This window comes from Amycolatopsis sp. NPDC059657, from assembly GCF_042734395.1.
Classification (GTDB): Bacteria; Actinomycetota; Actinomycetes; order Mycobacteriales; family Pseudonocardiaceae; genus Amycolatopsis.
On sequence record NZ_JBHWEB010000031.1, the window covers coordinates 55,514 to 72,346 of the forward strand.

The 16,833-nt window shown below is 69.5% G+C and carries 17 protein-coding genes; 7 read left to right on the forward strand and 10 right to left on the reverse strand.

Annotated features, from left to right (window positions below; translation table 11 throughout):
- Positions 1-26: 26 nt before the first annotated feature.
- From sufD to ACFV15_RS18880, 3 genes are read right to left on the reverse strand one after another with little or no spacing between them, the layout of a single operon-like run.
- A complete protein-coding gene (gene sufD / locus ACFV15_RS18870) occupies positions 27-1,193 on the reverse strand; it encodes a Fe-S cluster assembly protein SufD (protein ID WP_378351754.1) in 1,167 nt (388 codons plus the stop codon).
- Positions 1,193-2,641 carry a Fe-S cluster assembly protein SufB gene (sufB, locus tag ACFV15_RS18875; protein ID WP_378351755.1) on the reverse strand — a complete coding sequence of 483 codons (1,449 nt, stop codon included), beginning with the start codon at positions 2,639-2,641 and terminating at the stop codon, positions 1,193-1,195. Before sufB ends, sufD begins: the two co-directional genes overlap by 1 nt.
- Complete coding sequence (locus tag ACFV15_RS18880; RefSeq protein ID WP_378351756.1) at positions 2,638-3,387, reverse strand: helix-turn-helix transcriptional regulator; 750 nt, start codon at positions 3,385-3,387, stop codon at positions 2,638-2,640. The genes sufB and ACFV15_RS18880 overlap by 4 nt, the downstream gene beginning before the upstream one ends.
- 101 nt (positions 3,388-3,488) lie before the next feature.
- On the opposite strand from ACFV15_RS18880, the gene mptB reads away from it, so the two are divergent.
- The 3 genes from mptB to ACFV15_RS18895 are packed head-to-tail and all read left to right on the forward strand — an operon-like array spanning position 3,489 to position 6,802.
- A complete protein-coding gene (gene mptB, locus ACFV15_RS18885) occupies positions 3,489-5,093 on the forward strand; it encodes a polyprenol phosphomannose-dependent alpha 1,6 mannosyltransferase MptB (protein ID WP_378351781.1) in 1,605 nt (534 codons plus the stop codon).
- Positions 5,094-5,111: 18 nt separating this feature from the next.
- A complete protein-coding gene (locus tag ACFV15_RS18890) occupies positions 5,112-6,032 on the forward strand; it encodes an ABC transporter ATP-binding protein (protein WP_378351757.1) in 921 nt (306 codons plus the stop codon).
- Positions 6,029-6,802 carry an ABC transporter permease gene (locus tag ACFV15_RS18895; protein ID WP_378351758.1) on the forward strand — a complete coding sequence of 258 codons (774 nt, stop codon included), beginning with the start codon at positions 6,029-6,031 and terminating at the stop codon, positions 6,800-6,802. The genes ACFV15_RS18890 and ACFV15_RS18895 overlap by 4 nt, the downstream gene beginning before the upstream one ends.
- Here ACFV15_RS18895 and ACFV15_RS18900 read toward each other — a convergent pair.
- The gene (locus tag ACFV15_RS18900) at positions 6,795-7,823 is read right to left on the reverse strand and encodes a hypothetical protein (protein WP_378351782.1); all 1,029 of its coding nucleotides are present in this window, start codon (positions 7,821-7,823) and stop codon (positions 6,795-6,797) included. The two genes, ACFV15_RS18895 and ACFV15_RS18900, sit on opposite strands and share 8 nt — an antisense overlap.
- 138 nt (positions 7,824-7,961) lie before the next feature.
- On the opposite strand from ACFV15_RS18900, the gene ACFV15_RS18905 reads away from it, so the two are divergent.
- Positions 7,962-8,918: a heme A synthase gene (locus tag ACFV15_RS18905; RefSeq protein ID WP_378351759.1), complete on the forward strand. Its 957-nt coding sequence runs from the start codon at positions 7,962-7,964 to the stop codon at positions 8,916-8,918.
- 92 nt (positions 8,919-9,010) lie between these two features.
- The gene (locus ACFV15_RS18910) at positions 9,011-9,943 is read left to right on the forward strand and encodes an acyl-CoA desaturase (RefSeq protein WP_378351760.1); all 933 of its coding nucleotides are present in this window, start codon (positions 9,011-9,013) and stop codon (positions 9,941-9,943) included.
- Between the two features lie 159 nt (positions 9,944-10,102).
- Here ACFV15_RS18910 and ACFV15_RS18915 read toward each other — a convergent pair whose 3' ends face one another.
- Together ACFV15_RS18915 and ACFV15_RS18920 are read right to left on the reverse strand one after the other, a co-directional pair.
- The gene (locus ACFV15_RS18915) at positions 10,103-10,672 is read right to left on the reverse strand and encodes a TetR/AcrR family transcriptional regulator (protein ID WP_378351761.1); all 570 of its coding nucleotides are present in this window, start codon (positions 10,670-10,672) and stop codon (positions 10,103-10,105) included.
- 64 nt (positions 10,673-10,736) lie between these two features.
- The gene (locus ACFV15_RS18920; RefSeq protein WP_378351762.1) at positions 10,737-11,051 is read right to left on the reverse strand and encodes a hypothetical protein; all 315 of its coding nucleotides are present in this window, start codon (positions 11,049-11,051) and stop codon (positions 10,737-10,739) included.
- Positions 11,052-11,134: 83 nt separating this feature from the next.
- Here ACFV15_RS18920 and ACFV15_RS18925 point away from each other — a divergent pair, with 83 nt between their 5' ends.
- Positions 11,135-12,106 carry a quinone oxidoreductase family protein gene (locus ACFV15_RS18925; protein WP_378351763.1) on the forward strand — a complete coding sequence of 324 codons (972 nt, stop codon included), beginning with the start codon at positions 11,135-11,137 and terminating at the stop codon, positions 12,104-12,106.
- On the forward strand, positions 12,103-12,636 hold the full coding sequence (locus tag ACFV15_RS18930; protein ID WP_378351764.1) for a GNAT family N-acetyltransferase: 534 nt from the start codon (positions 12,103-12,105) through the stop codon (positions 12,634-12,636). Before ACFV15_RS18925 ends, ACFV15_RS18930 begins: the two co-directional genes overlap by 4 nt.
- Before the next feature lie 3 nt (positions 12,637-12,639).
- On the opposite strand, the gene ACFV15_RS18935 is transcribed toward ACFV15_RS18930, so the two are convergent.
- The 4 genes from ACFV15_RS18935 to ACFV15_RS18950 all read right to left on the reverse strand — a co-directional run bounded on the left by ACFV15_RS18935 (position 12,640) and on the right by ACFV15_RS18950 (position 16,824).
- Positions 12,640-14,937: an FtsX-like permease family protein gene (locus tag ACFV15_RS18935; RefSeq protein WP_378351765.1), complete on the reverse strand. Its 2,298-nt coding sequence runs from the start codon at positions 14,935-14,937 to the stop codon at positions 12,640-12,642.
- The gene (locus ACFV15_RS18940; protein WP_378351766.1) at positions 14,934-15,632 is read right to left on the reverse strand and encodes an ABC transporter ATP-binding protein; all 699 of its coding nucleotides are present in this window, start codon (positions 15,630-15,632) and stop codon (positions 14,934-14,936) included. The genes ACFV15_RS18935 and ACFV15_RS18940 overlap by 4 nt, the downstream gene beginning before the upstream one ends.
- Positions 15,629-16,153, reverse strand: coding sequence for a PadR family transcriptional regulator (locus ACFV15_RS18945; RefSeq protein WP_378351767.1), 525 nt, complete (start codon positions 16,151-16,153; stop codon positions 15,629-15,631). The genes ACFV15_RS18940 and ACFV15_RS18945 overlap by 4 nt, the downstream gene beginning before the upstream one ends.
- Before the next feature lie 89 nt (positions 16,154-16,242).
- Positions 16,243-16,824, reverse strand: a complete 582-nt coding sequence (locus ACFV15_RS18950) for an FKBP-type peptidyl-prolyl cis-trans isomerase (RefSeq protein WP_378351768.1) — start codon at positions 16,822-16,824, stop codon at positions 16,243-16,245.
- Positions 16,825-16,833: the final 9 nt, after the last annotated feature.

Sequence of the window (16,833 nt, forward strand, 5' to 3'; positions counted from 1 at the left end):
CCTAAAAGTCTGTTGTGGACTGACGCTCAGGCGCCAACGGCTTCGAGCTCGGCTTCGATGGCGGCCTCGAGGCGCTCGCGCACCTCGGGAACGTCGATCTTGACCAGGATCTCGTGGAAGAACCCGCGCACGACCAGCCGCCGCGCGGCCTCTTCGCCGATTCCGCGCGACTGAAGGTAGAACAACTGCTCGTCGTCAAACCTTCCCGTGGCGCTCGCGTGGCCCGCGCCCTCGATCTCGCCGGTCTCGATCTCCAGGTTCGGGATCGAGTCGGCCCGCGCGCCCGGCGTCAGCACCAGGTTGCGGTTGAGCTCGTAGGTGTCGGTCGCCTCGGCGGCCGCGCGGATCAGCACGTCGCCGACCCACACGGTGTGCGCGTCGTCGCCCTGCAGCGCGCCCTTGTACATCACGCGCGACTTGCAGTTCGGGACGGCGTGGTCGACGAAGAGCCGGTGCTCCTGGTGCTGGCCCGCGTCCGCGAAGTACAGCCCCAGCATCTCGACGTCGCCGCCGCGGTCGGCGAAGGTGGCGGTCGGCGAAACGCGGACCAGGTCACCGCCGAGCGTGATGACGATGTGCTTGAGCTTGGCGTCGCGGCCGAGCTTGAGGTGCTGCTCGGACACGTGCACCGCGTCGTCGGCCCAGTCCTGGACGCTGACCACGGTGATGTTCGCCGAGTCGCCGATGACGAACTCGACGTTGTCCGCGTAGGTGCCGGAGCCGACGTGGTCGAGCACGATCGTGGCCTTCGAGAAGGCCTCCGCCCGCACCTGCAGGTGCCCGAAGGCGACCTTGCCTTCGCCGGGACCGTTGGTGCGCAGCACCGCGGGCTTCGCGGCGCTGGTCTCCTTCGGCACGGTCACGATGGTGGCCTTGGCGAACGCGGAGTACGCCTGCGCGGCGATCCGGTCGCTGGGCACACCGGCGACACCGAGCCGGGAGTCGTCACGGCCCACGGTCTCGACGACCAGCTCTTCGGCGGCCTCGATCTCGACGGTTGCTTCGCCTGAAGCGACCGCGGAACCGTCGTGCAGGCCGCGCAGCCGCTTCATCGGGGTGAAACGCCAGTTCTCCTCACGACCACGCGGCGCCTCGAAGGCCTCCACGTCGTACGAGGTGAACCGCTCCGCGCGGGAGGCCGCCGGAATGACGGCCCCCTCGCGCAGAGCTTCGGCAACGTTGTTGTCTGCCACTAGCCGACGGACCCTTCCATCTGGAGCTCGATCAGGCGGTTCAGCTCGAGCGCGTACTCCATCGGCAGCTCGCGCGCGATGGGCTCGACGAACCCGCGCACGATCATCGCCATGGCCTCGGCCTCGTCGAGACCGCGGGACATCAGGTAGAACAGCTGCTCTTCGCTGACCTTCGAGACCGTGGCCTCGTGGCCCATCGACACCTCGTCGTTGCGGATGTCCACGTACGGGTACGTGTCCGAGCGCGAGATGGTGTCGACCAGCAGCGCGTCACAGACGACGCTGGAGCGCGAGTGGTGCGCCCGCTTCGCGACCTTGACCAGGCCGCGGTACGAGGTGCGGCCACCGCCGCGCGCCACCGACTTCGACACGATGGTCGAGGAGGTGTGCGGCGCGAGGTGCTCCATCTTGGCGCCGGCGTCCTGGTGCTGGCCTTCGCCCGCGAACGCGACCGAGAGGACCTCACCCTTGGCGTGCTCGCCCATGAGGAAGACCGACGGGTACTTCATGGTCACCTTGGAACCGATGTTGCCATCGATCCATTCCATGGTCGCGCCCTCTTCGCACTTGGCGCGCTTGGTGACCAGGTTGTACACGTTGTTCGACCAGTTCTGGATGGTCGTGTAGCGGCAGCGGGCGCCCTTCTTCACGATGATCTCCACGACCGCCGAGTGCAGCGAGTCGGACTGGTAGATCGGCGCGGTGCAGCCCTCGACGTAGTGCACGTAGGCGTCTTCGTCGACGATGATCAGGGTCCGCTCGAACTGGCCCATGTTCTCGGTGTTGATCCGGAAGTAGGCCTGCAGCGGGATGTCCACCTTGACGCCCTTGGGGACGTAGATGAACGAGCCGCCGGACCACACGGCCGTGTTCAGCGCGGAGAACTTGTTGTCACCGGCCGGGATCACGGAGCCGAAGTACTCCTGGAACAGCTCCGGCTGCTCGCGCAGCGCGGTGTCCGTGTCGAGGAAGAGCACGCCCTGCTTCTCGAGGTCCTCGCGGATCGAGTGGTAGACGACCTCGGACTCGTACTGGGCCGCGACGCCCGCGACGAGGCGCTGCTTCTCCGCCTCGGGGATGCCGAGCCGGTCGTACGTGTTCTTGATGTCCTCGGGCAGGTCTTCCCAGGAGGTCGCCTGCTTCTCGCTGGACCGCACGAAGTACTTGATGTTGTCGAAGTCGATCCCGGAGAGGTCCGCGCCCCAGTTGGGCATCGGCTTCAGGTCGAAGAGCTTGAGCGCCTTGAGTCGCGCTTCGCGCATCCACTCCGGTTCGGACTTCTTGTCGGAGATGTCGATGACGACGTCTTCGTTGAGTCCGCGACGGGCGCTGGCGCCCGCGGCATCGGAGTCGCTCCAGCCGAACGCGTACTTGCCAAGGGAGTCGATGGTCTCTTCTTGGCTCAGCGGCGTTGTGGTGGGAGTGCGCTGCTCGGCAGCGGCAGTCATGCGGGTTTCCCTCCATCCGGGATCCGTGCTTGTGGTGCAATACCCGTCTTGGTGACAGGTACGTGTGTGGTGCACACGTTGTCCCCGTGTGCGATGGTCGCCAGCCGCTGCACGTGTGTGCCCAGCAACTTCGCGAAAGCCTCTGTTTCGGCTTCGCACAGCTGCGGGAACTCCGCGGCGACGTGGGCGACCGGGCAGTGGTGCTGGCAGAGCTGCTCGCCGTGCCCGACCTCGCGGGTCGAGGCAGCGTAGCCTTCCTTGGTCAACGCGGCGGCAAGCGCCTCCGCGCGCGCGGTGGGCTCGTCCGCCTTGGTAATGGCCTCGCGGTGCGGCTCGACGAGCGCGGCGACACGGCTCTCGGCGAAGGCGCGGACAGCGTCCTCGCCAGCGTGCTCCGCGAGGAACCGGATCGCCGACACGGCGAGGTCGTCGTAGGCGTGGCCGAAGCGGGCGCGGCCCGACTCGGTGAGCAGGAAGACCTTGGCGGGGCGGCCACGGCCGCGGGGGCCGCGGCGGGGCGCGTCCTTGGTCTCGGCCTGGCCGTCGGCGACCAGCGTGTCGAGGTGACGGCGGATCGCCGTGGGGCTGATGCCGAGGTGCTCGGCGACCACGACGGCGCTCATGGGACCCTGCTCGAGCAGCAACCGGGCCACTTCGTGCCGGGTGCGGCCCTCCGCGCCGACCTGCGCGGGCACGGCGGGGGACATGGTCGTCCCCGCCTGGTCCTCGGCACCGGTCTTTTTCACAACACAAGTGTGTCGTATTTCCGTTCGAAGAGCAAAGGCGGGGTGCTAACCCAGTGACCGGTATCACCGCAAGAGCGAGTCGATACCCTTCCGGCGTGGCAGTGGACGAGACAACGGCGGTGGCGACAGTCACTCCCCCGCGCCCGCACGACACGGAGCCGTTGAACGCCGAGGAGACGCGCGCGCTCACCGTCGTGCGCAGGCTCGGCACGGTCGGCACGCTGTTCCTGGCGTTCGGCTCGCTCGGCGCGGGCGCGGCCCCGATCGCGAACCCGGTGATGGAGATCCCGGTGCTCCGCCTGTTCGCGCGCATCCCGACGGTGTCGCTGGCGATCGCGTTCACCGGTGTCGGCCTGCTGGTCTTCGCCTGGGTCCTGCTCGGCCGGTTCGCCAAGCCGTCACGCGAACGGCTGGCCTCGCGCGGGCAGCTCGCGCGCACGCTCGCCATGTGGGTGGCGCCGCTGCTGTTCATCCCGCCGCTGTTCTCCCGCGACGTGTACTCCTACCTGGCGCAGAGCGAGATCGTGCGGCGCGGCATGGACCCGTACGCGCTCGGCCCCGCCATCGCGCTGGGCCAGGCGGACCCGTTCACCAACAACGTCTCCGGCATGTGGCAGCAGACACCGGCGCCGTACGGGCCGGTCTTCCTGCGGATCGGCGGCTGGCTCAACGAGCTCGCCGGCAACCACGTGGCGACCGGCGTGCTGCTGCAGCGCGCGCTGGAACTGGTCGGGCTGGCGCTGATCGTGTGGGCGCTGCCGCGGCTGGCGACCCGGTTCGGCGTGCAGCCCGCGACCGCCATGTGGCTCGGCGCGCTGAACCCGCTGGTGATCTTCCACCTGGTCGCGGGCACCCACAACGAGGCGCTGGGCATCGGGCTGATGATGGCCGGGCTGGAGATCGGCATCCGCAGGCTGCCGGTGCGGGTCAAGGGCGACATCCCGCCGCCACTGGCCAAGGGTGAGCTGCTGTTCATCGTGCTGGGCGCGGCGGTGATCACGCTGGGCGCCATGGTCAAGATCAACGCGTTCCTCGGCCTGCCGTTCTTCGGCGTGATGATCGCGCGGCGCTGGCACGGCAAGATCGCCGACCTGCTGCGCGCGGCCGCGCTGATGCTGGCGGTGTTCGCCGTGGTGACGGTGGCGCTGTGCCTGGGCAGCGGGCTCGGCTTCGGCTGGATCGGCGCGCTCGGCACGCCGGGCATCGTGCGGTCGTGGATCTCGCCGGTGAACGAGCTGGCGAGCCTGTCCGGTGTTCTGGGCATCACTCTGGGGCTCGGCAACCACACGGACTCGCTGGTCGCGATCATCGGGCTGATCGGGTACGCGGTCGCGGCGGCGATCACGATCAAGTTCCTCTGGGACAGCTTCCGCTGGCGCTACCGGCCGATCATCGGGCTCGGCGTGTCCATGGGCGCGTTCATGATGCTGCACATCGCGATGCAGCCGTGGTGGCTGCTGTGGGCGGTGATCCCGCTGGCCGCGGCCGCCGGGACCTCGCGGTTCCGGCACGCGGCGATGGTGGTCAGCGTGGTGCTGCCGTTCCTGACACCGACCACCGGGAGCACGTTCACCGGCCGGACGTACGTGGTGCCGTTCGCGTACCTGGCCGGGATCGTGGTGATCATCCTGGCGGCGCTGCTCGTGCGGCACCTGGCGCCGATGCTGTTCAAGCGGTCCGCCCCGTCGACGGCGGTGCCGGGTTAAGCCGTATCGTTGCGTGTCGTGAGCACCCCCGCCGTCGAGATCACCGGGCTGGTGAAGCGATACGGATCCACCACCGCCGTCGACGGTCTCGACCTGCGGATGGAGCGTGGACGGCTGCTGGCGTTGCTCGGCCCCAACGGGGCTGGCAAGACCACGACCGTCGAGATCTGTGAAGGCTTCTTGAAGCCCGACGCCGGCGAGGTGCGCGTGCTCGGCCTCGATCCGGTGCGCGAAGGCGCTTCGCTGCGACCGCGGATCGGCGTTATGCCGCAGGGTGGTGGCGCTTATCCCGGAGTGCGCGCTTCGGAAATGCTGTCGCTGGTCGCGGCCTGCTCTTCTTCGCCGCTGGATCCCGCCTGGCTGCTTGACGTGCTCGGCCTTTCCTCGGTGCGGCGAACGCCTTTCAAGCGCTTGTCGGGCGGGCAGCAGCAGCGGCTTTCGCTGGCGTGCGCCATCGTCGGCAGGCCGGAGCTGGTGTTCCTGGACGAGCCGACCGCAGGCATGGACCCCGCCGCGCGGCGCGTGGTGTGGGACCTGCTCGGCGCGCTGCGCGCGGACGGCGTGAGCGTGCTGCTGACCACCCACCTGATGGAAGAGGCCGAGGCGCTCGCGGACGACGTGGTGATCGTCGACCACGGCCGCGTCATCGCGTCGGGCTCGCCTGCCGACCTGACGTCGGAGGAGACCGCCCAGCTGCGCTTCAAGGCGCGCTCGCGTCTCGACACCGTGTTGCTCGCCGCCGCGCTGCCGGAGGGGTACCTGGTGCGCGAGCTGTCACCGGGCTCGTACGAGATCGAAGGCCATGTCAGCCCCCAGGTCGTGTCGGCCGTGACGGCCTGGTGCGCGCAGCAGGGCGTGCTGGCGGAAGAGCTCCACGTCGGCAGGCGCGGGCTCGAAGAGGTCTTCCTGGAGCTGACCGGACGGGAACTGCGCTCATGACGGTCTTCGAGCCGGGAACGTTCAAGCCGGCACCGGGCCGCGGCCGCCTCGGCCGCATGCTCCTCGCCCACGCCCGCGTGGAAGCCAGCCTGACGCTGCGCCACGGCGAGCAGATCCTGCTCACTTTGCTGATCCCGCTGGCACTTCTGCTCGGCCTCTCGCTGCTGAACATCCTGCCCGCCGAGGACGGTCTGTCTCGTGTGGACTCAGTGACGCCGCGAATCCTCGCGCTGGCGGTGATGTCGTCGGCCTTCACGGGCCAGGCGATCGCACTCGGCTTCGATCGGCGTTACGGGGTTTTGAAGCGTCTCTCCGCGACCGCGTTGCCGCGCTGGCTTCTGGTCGCGGGACGGCTTGTCGCGGCTCTGGTCGTGGTGGCCTTGCAGGCGTTGGTACTCGGCATCGTCGCGGCTTTCCTGGGCTGGTCACCGTCCGGCCTGTTCGGCGCGGTGGTGTTCCTGTTCTTGGGAACCCTGAGTTTCGGAGCACTGGGCGTACTGCTCGGCGGAGCGCTGCGCGCCGAGGCGGTGCTGGCGCTGGCGAACATCGTCTGGTTCGTGCTCCTGCTCGCGGGCGGCATCCTCCTCGCGCCCGCTTCGCTCCCCTCCGGCGTCGCCACCGTCGTCGAGCTCATCCCCTCGGGCGCGCTCGCCCAAGGCCTCCACGCGGCCACGGTCGACGGAACCTTCGCCTGGGGCCCCGCGCTCGTGCTCACCCTCTGGGCCGCGGCCGCCGCCGCCCTCGCCAGCAAAACCACCCGCCTCACGTAGCGGGGGTCGTGAGCGGTACGGCCGGTTCTAACCGGCAAAAACACTCACGACTCCTTTGCCCTGGTTGCCAGCCGAAGCGCGCCAGCACGGCGGTCACCTCGCGCGCCACGCCACACGGGTCGCCGTGTACGTCGTGCCAGCCGTAGACCAGGCGTGACCTCCCCGCCAACTCGGCCGCGTTGTCGCGCCGACGGTCGCGGAACGCCACACTGGCCATGCTGTGGCTCGCCCTGCCGTCGAGCCGCACGGTCAGGGGAACACCGATGCCGTCGTAAGTGACGTCCTCCCAAAGGGTCTTGCCGTCGACGGCGAAGGGCGACTGCCTGTCGCCGTTCGGAAGCCCGTGTGCCCGCTCGACGCGGTCGAGATACTCGACCTCCAGCGCCGACATCAGCCCGCGCCTCACGAGATCCAGGCCTCGGGCAATCGCCGTGCGGTGGCGCTGCGGCGGACGGCACTCCACGCAAGCGAGCATGCCCGGCACGGAAACCGCGTGCTTGCTCACGAGATCGACGACCAGATTGAGTGCGTCCTGCCCGGTGTCCTGGGCGACCGCGAGATCGACGATCGTGTCCGTTCGCCGCGTTCTCGGCGGGTTCGTCGCCAACGCCGTGTGCCGCAGCGCGCGCGATCGATGGACTTTCGTAAAGGGCAGCTGAGAAATGGCCGAACTGCCGTAGGGAACGGTGATCTCGATCGGCCCGTCCGTTATCGGCAGCATTCCCCACTCTTCCGCAGCGGTGCGATGACTCAAAGTGGCGTGACGGCCGCCATAGAGAACAGCGGCTTGCAATTTCGCCATGCGACTCAGTGCGCCGGTGAAGGTCGCGTACGTGCGAGGAAGCACCTGCTGCCAGCGGCCTGCCTCGACATTCGCGGCGATGTCGTGCCTGGTGTGACCGAAGCTCCGCAATTGCGCGCCTGAAACGACTCCGTGCTGCTCGTCGACCAGCGATTGCCAGCTGCCGAGCTGCTCGGACGGGATTTTGGTCGATTCGGACCAGCGAGGATTCTTGGGCATCACTCCACTTTGCGGCGCGGAACGGCCGCTGGAAGAGGCGCGAGCAAATCTGTGGATGGCTGAGGGCGATGTGGATAACTGTCGTGAGTGGTACGGCCGGTTAGAACCGGCCGTACCACTCACGAGTATTATTCGCGCGTGCTCCGGAACCTGGTCGGCCGTCTGCCCCTTCCGTCGCGGCGCGTGCAGCGCGCGGTGGCCATCGCGGCCGTGGTGGCCCAGGGGGGCATCGGGGTCACCGGGTCCGTGGTGCGGGTGACCGGGTCCGGGCTCGGGTGCCCGACGTGGCCGCAGTGTGTCGGCGGGAGCATCGTTCCCGAGGCGCACCCCGAGTACGCCGCGCTGAACCAGTGGATCGAGTTCAGCAACCGGATGCTGACCGGGGTCGTCATCCTGGTCGCCGCGTTGTGCGTGATCACCGCGTGGCGGGTGCAGATCGACCAGCCGCGGCGGAAGCGTCTCGTCAAGCTCGCGTGGGCGATGCCCGGCGGTGTCGTGCTGCAGGCCGTCGTGGGTGGCATGACCGTGCTGGCGAAGCTCGAGTGGTGGACGGTCGCGATCCACTTCCTGGTCTCCACTCCCCTGGTCTGGATGGCCGTCCTGCTGCTGCACGCCTTCAACGAGGGCGACGAGGAACCGCGCTGGCTCGCCCCGAAGTCGACTCTCACCGCGCTGGTCGTCGTGATGTGGGCCGTGCTCGCCGCGGGCACGACCGTCACCGGGGCCGGGCCGCACGGCGGCGGTCCTGACACGCATCGCCTCGACGCGCCGATTCAGGCACTCGTGCAGGTGCACGCCGGGCTGCTCGTGGCCTACCTGATCGTCCTCGCCGTCTTCGGCATGCAGCTGATGCGGCAAAACACGCCGAAGACACTCTGGCAGCGCTACGTCCTCGTCTGGGTCGTCGCGGTCGCGCAGGGTGGACTCGGGTCGCTGCAGTACGCGCTCGGGGTGCCCGAGGCGCTCGTTTCGTTCCACGTCTTGGGCTCGGCGCTGGTCATCATCGTGACCGCCGCGCTCTGGTGCGCGGCTCGGGACCGGGGGCCGGTCACGGCGAATACGCCTGCCGCACCCGAGGTCGCCACCGTTCCGTAACTCGGGCGCTGAGCGGGACAGTTTAGGCTGCCCTTGCCCCGGGTGTTTCATACTGAACACCCGATTCCCCCGCCTGACCCCGAGGTGCACCTATGACAGCCGTGCCCGCATCCGAGCCGAAGCCACTTGTGCAGGGGCAGCGTTCGACGCTCGAAATGATCGTGCTGAAAGCGTTCCTGCTGATCCCGTTCGCCGCGCTGGTCGCGGCCGTGCCGATCATGTGGGGCTGGGGGCTCGGCTGGGTCGACCTCGCGCTCGCCGCGGTGTTCTACACGCTCGGGACGCTGGGCGTGACCGTCGGCTACCACCGCTACTTCACCCACGGCGCGTTCAAGGCAGGCCGTCCGCTGCGGGTGGCGCTGGCCGTCGCCGGCGGGATGGCCGTGCAGGGTTCGGTGATCTTCTGGGTCGCCAGCCACCGGCGGCACCACGCGTTCGCCGACCGCGAGGGTGACCCGCACTCGCCGTGGCTGTTCGGGACGTCCGCCTCGGCGCTCGTCAAGGGCTTCTGGCACTCGCACATGGGCTGGATGTTCAAGCGCGAGGTGACGAACTATGAGCGTTTCGCGCCGGACCTGCTGGCCGACGAAGACCTCAAGGTCGTCAACCGCTACTTCTGGCTGTGGACCACACTGAGCCTGGCGCTGCCCGCGCTGCTCGGCGGCCTGCTGACCTGGTCACTGTGGGGCGTGGTGACCGCGTTCTTCTGGGCGGGACTGGTGCGTATCGCGTTCCTGCACCACGTGACCTGGTCGGTCAACTCGATCTGCCACCTGTTCGGCGAGCGCCCGTTCGCCAGCCGGGACAAGGCGGCGAACTTCTGGCCGCTGGCGATCCTGTCGATGGGCGAGTCGTGGCACAACTCCCACCACGCCGACCCGACCTGCGCCCGCCACGGCGTGCTGCGCGGTCAGATCGACGTGTCCGCGCGGGTGATCTGGATGTTCGAGAAGCTCGGGTGGGCGAGCAATGTGCGCTGGCCCAAGCCCGAACGTCTCGCGGCCAAGCGGGTCACGGCGAGCTAGAGCGTGTTTCTTGGGCCTCGTTCGATGAGAGTCGAGATCCAGGTGGTTCCTGGCGGTGCCGTGGGAGCGTCCTCGTAACGGGTTACTCGGGGGCTCCCACGGTGCCGCCAGGGGCCGCCTGGGCTCGGCTATCGCGAACATGGGCCCAAGAAACACGCCCTAGGGGAATCGGCGGTCCAGGTAGGTTTCCAGCGCTCTTTCGAGCGCTCGTCTGTCGGTCTCGCCCGGCGCGCTGACGGCGCCGAGGCCGAGGCCGTCGACCATGCCGAGCACGAGCAGCGCGTCGGTCTCCGGATCGGGCGCGCCCGCGTCGGAGAAGATCTTGGTGAAGCCGCCACGGATCTGTTTGAGCGTCTCGGCCTGGACTTCGGCGAGCGCGGGCGAGGTCGCCGCGCGGGCTGAAAACGCCAGGTAGACGGTCGCCTCGGCCCGGCGAACGTCATCCAGCGGCAGCAGCTCGCGCAGGATCCTGGAGAGCCGGACCCGCACGTCGGGTTCGGGCTCGACGGCCGTCACCCGTTCCATCGTCCGATCGACGATGCGGGTGAAGGCGAACGACAGCATTTCGTCCTTGGTGGAGAAATAGTGCTGCACAGTGCCGATGGCGACGCCTGCCTCGTTGGCGACTTCGCGGACACTCGCCTGTTCGAGGCCGCGGGTGGAGGCAATACGGATGACGGCATCGGCCAGCGCGGTGCGCCGGTCTCCGAACGTTGACATCTCAGCCATGAGCGGAACGTACACTCGTATGGGTGACTTATACAAGCGTACGGGCCAGCTTGTTACACGGTGTTCAACGCTTGGCCCTCGGCCCGGCCATTTTGCGGCGGTGAGCTGCGCCGATCCGGGTGGCGTTGATGGTCGCGGTGTCCCACTCAGCGGGCTCCAGGTCCTCGACCGCCTCGACGAGCGCCTCACCGGTGGCGACGGCCGGGACGATGACGTCGCCCATCGCGCCGTCGGCGCCGACGAGCACGACCCGCGCGCCGGCGTTGCCGATGTTCTCCACCACGGCCTTGGACGGCTTTCCGTGCCGCGCCACGAATTCGCGGGCCGCGGCGAGCTGGCGGGAGGTCGGGGCGATGGTCTTTTCAGTCTCTTCAGCCACGTCCGGAGCTTAACCGCCCAGTAGCCGGACCGCGGAACAACCGGACTAGCTTCACAGTTACTTCTGGAAAACGAGGAGGACGAATGCCCACAGTGATCCAGGTCCGGCAGACCGGCGGCCCGGAGGTACTCGAAATCGCCGAGGTCGAGATCGGCGCACCCGGTCCGCGCGAGATCCTGGTCGACGTGGCCGCGGCGGGCGTCAACTACATCGACACCTATCACCGCGCAGGCATCTATCCGATCCCGACGCCGTTCGGGCTGGGCCTGGAAGGCGCGGGCACCGTCAAAGCCGTCGGCAGTGAGGTCACCGAGTTCGCGCCGGGCGACCAGGTCGCCTGGCAGGGCACGTTCGGCAGTTACGCGCAGCAGGTGCTGGTCTCCGCCGACGTCGCGGTCCGGGTGCCGGACGGCGTCTCGCTGGACGTCGCCGCCGCGACGCTGCTGCAGGGCATCACCGCGCACTACCTCGTCCGGTCGACCTACGAGGTCAAGGTCGGCGACACCGTCCTCGTGCACGCGGCCGCCGGCGGTGTCGGCCTGCTGCTCACCCAGCTCGCGAAGGCACAGGGCGCGCGCGTGATCGGCACGGTTTCGACCGAGGAGAAGGAAAAACTCGCCCGTGAGGCGGGCGCGGACGAGGTGATCCGCTACGACCAGGTCGACTTCGCCGAAGAGGTCAAGAAACTGACCGGCGGCGAAGGCGTGCACGTGGTCTACGACGGCGTCGGTAAGTCCACTGTGGACGGAAGCATCGCCAGCCTGCGGGTGCGCGGCTACTTCGTCCTGTTCGGCGCGGCCAGCGGTCCCGTTCCCCCGCTCGACCCGCAGCGGCTCAACGCGGGCGGCTCGCTCTACCTCACCAGGCCGACGTCGGCGCACTACACGCGCACCCGCGAGGAGCTCGACTGGCGCGCGGCGGAACTGTTCTCGGCCATCAAGGACGGCTCGCTGTCGATCCGGATCGGCGGCCGCTACCCGCTCACCGAAGCGGCCCGCGCGCACGAAGATCTCCAGGGCCGCCGCACCACCGGCAAGCTGCTGCTGATCCCGTGAAGGTTCCCGACGAGGTCCGCCTGACCGGCGAGGACCTGATCCTGCGCGAGTGGGCCGACGAGGACGTGGCGGACATGGTCGCCTTGTTCGACGACCCCACGGTCGCCCATTTCACCCCGCTGGTGACGCCGTTCGACCGGCAGGCGGCCGTCGCCTATCTGGCGAAGGCCCGGCGCGGCCGCGCGGAAGGCAAGCGGCTGCAGCTGGCGATCACCGAAGACGGCCAGAAGCCGCTCGGTGAGGTGCTGATGTTCCACGGCAAGGACGGTTCCGCGCCAGGGCTCGAACTCGGCTACGCGGTGGGTTCCGCCTACCGCGGGCGCGGGCTCGCCGGGCGGGCGCTGCGCGTGATGACCGCGTACGCGCGGGAACTCGGCTTCGACGATCTCGAGCTGATGATCGAAGACGCGAACGCGGGCAGCCAGGGTGTCGCTCGCTCGGCGGGCTATCACCTCAGTGACAGCCCGCCGGAGCGGCTGATCGAAAAAGGCCGGGAGGTCACCCTGTTCCGCTGGGTGCACCAGGCCTAGCCGTTACTCGGTACGCACCGACGCCACGCGGGCGGCGCCGCGCAGTGACGGCAGTGTCACGGCCGTGACCAGCAGCACCAGCGCGGCCGCCGCACCGCTGAGCACCGTGACCGCGAGCCAGTCCACGGTGAACGCCGCCCCGGTGAGCCTGGCGCCGAGCGCGGACAGGCCGAGCCCGGTCGCGACCGCGATGCCGATTCCCAGCACGAGCGGGATCGCGTTCTGCCACACCATCGAGCCTGCCAGCACCCGCACCGGAACCCCGGTCGCGGCGAGCATCCCGATGGTGCGGCGACGCTCGCGGAGCTGTTCCAGGCCGAGCACCAGCAGGCTCACCCCGGCCAGCAGCAGCGTGAACACCGACGCGGCCAGCAGACCGGCACGGATCGCGAGATACGCCTGCTGCGTCGGGGAAAGCTGAAGTGGCGGCGTGGGCACGAAGAGCGAGGCGTGCCAGGTGAACGGCGCGAGCGCGTTGCGCGCGTGTTCGGCGAAATCCGGGTCGTCCGAGGTCATCCGGACGGTCGCGGATCCCCAGACCGGGCTCAGGTCGATGTCCGCCAGCGCGCCCGGCGTCGCCAGGATGGCCGAAGAGGAGTACGACGGGGCGTTCGGCTGACGGGTCACCGGCACCAGGGCAGGCACGGTCCAGTCGCCGATCCCCCTGTCCTGGTCGTCGTAGTACCTGACCTCGTACGACTGTCCTGATCGGACGGTCGAATCCGCGCGCGTGTCCCGGTACACGGCGCCGTCGCGGCAGTTCTCGATCCCGGCCACCGCCAGCCAGGTCTCGCAGTCGGCGATGCTGACACCCTCCATCCGGCCCGGATCCGCGCCGCGCAAGTGCACCTGGCGGACGAGGTACGGCGTGGTGAGCCCCGGCAGCTTCGCCAGCGCGGCCACGGCGCCGGGACCCGCCTGCGCGTCGGCGCTCAGGTTCAGCTCGGTGATGGTCCGAGCGGCCAGCAGGCCGGGGTCGAGCGCCTTGGCCTGCCCGGCCAGCAGCGACTGCAGCGCGATCGCACCGGCGAGCACCACCGCGAGACCGGCGACGACCCGCGCCGGTGTCCCGCTGTCGAGCTGCAGGCGCCGCACCGCCAGCTGGATCGCCGGGCGCCCGCCGTGGAACCGGGCGACCGCGCGTTCCAGCAGCCACGGCAGGATCGCGGGCACGCCGATGAGCAGGCAGGCGACCCCGATACCGACGGCCACCGTGGCCAGCTTCGACCCGTCCCGCAGCGACAAGGTGACCAGCGGCACGACCCCGACCACGATCGGGAGCAGCCGCCACCACAGGCGGCGCCGCACCGGCTTCGCGCGCCGGACGACACCGAGCGGTTCGATCGCCGTGCCACGCAACGCCACCAGCGCGCTGGCCACCGACAACGCGGGCACCGCCAGCACGATCACGACCACCAGCGGCCACGGCGGCACGACGTCGGCGGCGAACAGGCTCCCGTCCCGTACCCGCACGGACGGGGTGAGCCCGCGCAACGCCAGGAACGCGGCGGTGCCGAGCGCCAGCCCGCAGGCCGCGGTCACCAGCGATTCGGCGGCGGCGATCCGGCGTACCTGCGGCAGGTCGGAGCCGACCAGGCGGAGCGCGGCGAGCCGCTGGTCCCGCTCGGCGCCCGCGACCCGCGCGGACGTCGCCACGAAGACGAACACGGGCGCCAGCAGCGAGACGATCCCGATCAGCAGCAGTGTGAGCAGGCCAGGGTCGAGGCCATCCGGCGGGGCCGGGGAACCGAAGGCGTACACCGCGTTCCCCGTCAACGAGGCGTCGGCGCCGATGTACGCGCGCAGGTCGTCCGGGTTGACCAGGCCCGCGACGCCGATGGTCCCGATCCGCGGCCCGGCGAACCGCGGCCGCAGCAGCGAACCGCTTTCGGAGTGCAGCAGGTCGGCGAGCGCCGGGGACAGGACCAGCTCGCCCGGCGCCGGGATCCGGTCCAGCCCCGGTGGTTTCGGCGAGTTCGCCCCGCCGGCATGGACGTAGCGGACGGAGATCCGCTTGTCCCGGAAGGAGGTGCTCCCGTCGCGCATGGCGAGCGGCACGACCCCGGCGATCGGCGTGCTGTCCGGCACGCCGGCGAGTTTCCTGGCCTCACGTCCGGAGATCGCGTGGTCGGCTGAGGCCGCGAACAGCAGCACGGTGACCGCCAAGCCGATGCCGATCGTGCCGAGCAGGAGCCTGGCCACCCCGGTACCGGAGGTCCGGCCGCCCCCGACGGCCAGCCGGATTCCCAGTGCCAAGTCTCCCGCCCAGGCGCCGAAGCGAGGGCGTGACGTCGTCGTCATCGCGGAGCTCCCGTGAGCCCGATCTGGCGTGACTTCCCGTCCCGCACCACGATTTCGCGGTCGGAGTAGGCGGCCACCCGCGCTTCGTGGGTCACCAGCAGCACGGCAGCGCCGGTCTGCTTCGCCGCGTCGACCAGCAGGCGCATCACCCGCTCGCCGTTGAGCGAGTCGAGCGCGCCGGTCGGCTCGTCGGCGAACACCACCTTGGGCGTGGTCACGAGCGCCCGCGCGACGGCGGCGCGCTGCCCCTGCCCGCCGGAGACCTCACCAGGGCGCTTGTCCGCGATGTCACCGACCTCCAGCCGGTCCAGCCACTCGCGGGCGAGCTGTTCGGCGGGCCGCCGCTTGGTTCCGTCGAGCCGCAGCGGCAGCGCCACGTTCTCCACGCAGGTCAGCTCCGGGACGAGCTGGCCGAACTGGAATACGAAGCCGAAGTCGGTGCGGCGCAACGCGCTGCGCTCGCGATCACCCATCGCCGACAGCACCTCGCCCGCGTACCTGACCTCGCCGTCGTCGGGCTGGATGATGCCGGCGAGGCAGTGCAGCAGCGTCGACTTCCCTGACCCGGACGGCCCCATCACGGCGACCACCTCGCCAGCGCGCAGGTCCATCCCGGCGCCGTCGAGTGCCTTGGTCTGCCCGAACGACTTGTGCAGGTCGATGCCGCTCAGCAGCGGCGCGGCGTTCGTGGTCATGACTTCAGCCGCTCTGCCAGCTCGCCCAGCCTGGCCGCGGTCAGCTCCAGCCAGCGCAGGTCCGCCTCCAGGTGGAACAACGCGTGGTCGCAGATGAGCTGATCGGCCAGGTCGCCCTCGGTCTTGCGGGTGGTCAGCTCCCGCATCGCGCGCAGGTGCGCCGACCGCTGCGAGTCGAGCACGTCGGTGGCGTCACGGTCGGACAGCAGCGCGAGAACGACCTTGGTGTACAAGGTGTTCTGCAGATACAGCGAAGGGTTTTCCGGGGTGCTCAGCCATTCCTCGACGTTCGTCACGCCCGCGTCGGTGATGGCGTACCGCTTGCGATCGGGGCCGTCGCCCGGTTCGACCCCTTTCTCCTCGACGAGCCCGTTGCGCAGCAGCCGGGACAGCGTCGAGTAGACCTGCCCGTAGTGCAGCGGGCGGTCCCGCTGGAAGCGCTCGTCGTAGAGCCGCTTGAGGTCGTAGCCGTATTTCGGCCCGCTCTCGAGCAGGCCGAGCAACGTGTTGGTGATCGACATGCCACCAGAATACACGGGGTGTATACACCTCAGCTATACACCCCGCGTATAGCTGGTCAGAGCGAGAAAGAAGGCCTCGCGCGCCTGTTTTACGGAGCGGTCGGGTCGCCGACCTTGACCGCGTCGACGACGAAGACCAGCGTCTCGTTCGGCTGGATGCCCTGGCCGCCCTTGCCGTAGCCGAGGTCGGGCGGGATCACCAGCAGCTGGCGGGTGCCCTGCTTGATGCCGACGAGGCCCTGGTCCCAGCCCTTGATGACCCGGCCCTGGCCGAGCACCAGCTTGAACGTCTCGCCGCGGTCGAAGGAGCTGTCCAGCTTCTTCTTGTCCGACCAGGTGACGAGCGAGTAGTTCATCTCCAGCTCGCTGCCGTTCTTGGCGGCGGCGCCGTCGCCCTTGGACAGGTCGACCGCGAGCAGCTTCTTCGGCGGGTCGCAGCTGTCGGGGATGGTGATCGTCGGCGCTTCGCCGAACTTCCCGGTCGTCTTGATGTCCTCGGCCGTGCACTCCCTGCCCTTGCTCGCGGTCTGGCCTGCCGGCGCGCCGACGCTGGGCGGAGCGGGGGTCTTGGTCGGGGTGGGCTGAGCGGCCACGTCCTGGCCCTTGTCACCGCAGGCGGTGAGGGCCAGGACGCCCGCGACGGCGACCGTGATCTTGGCGAATGTGCGCATGCCGCGCAG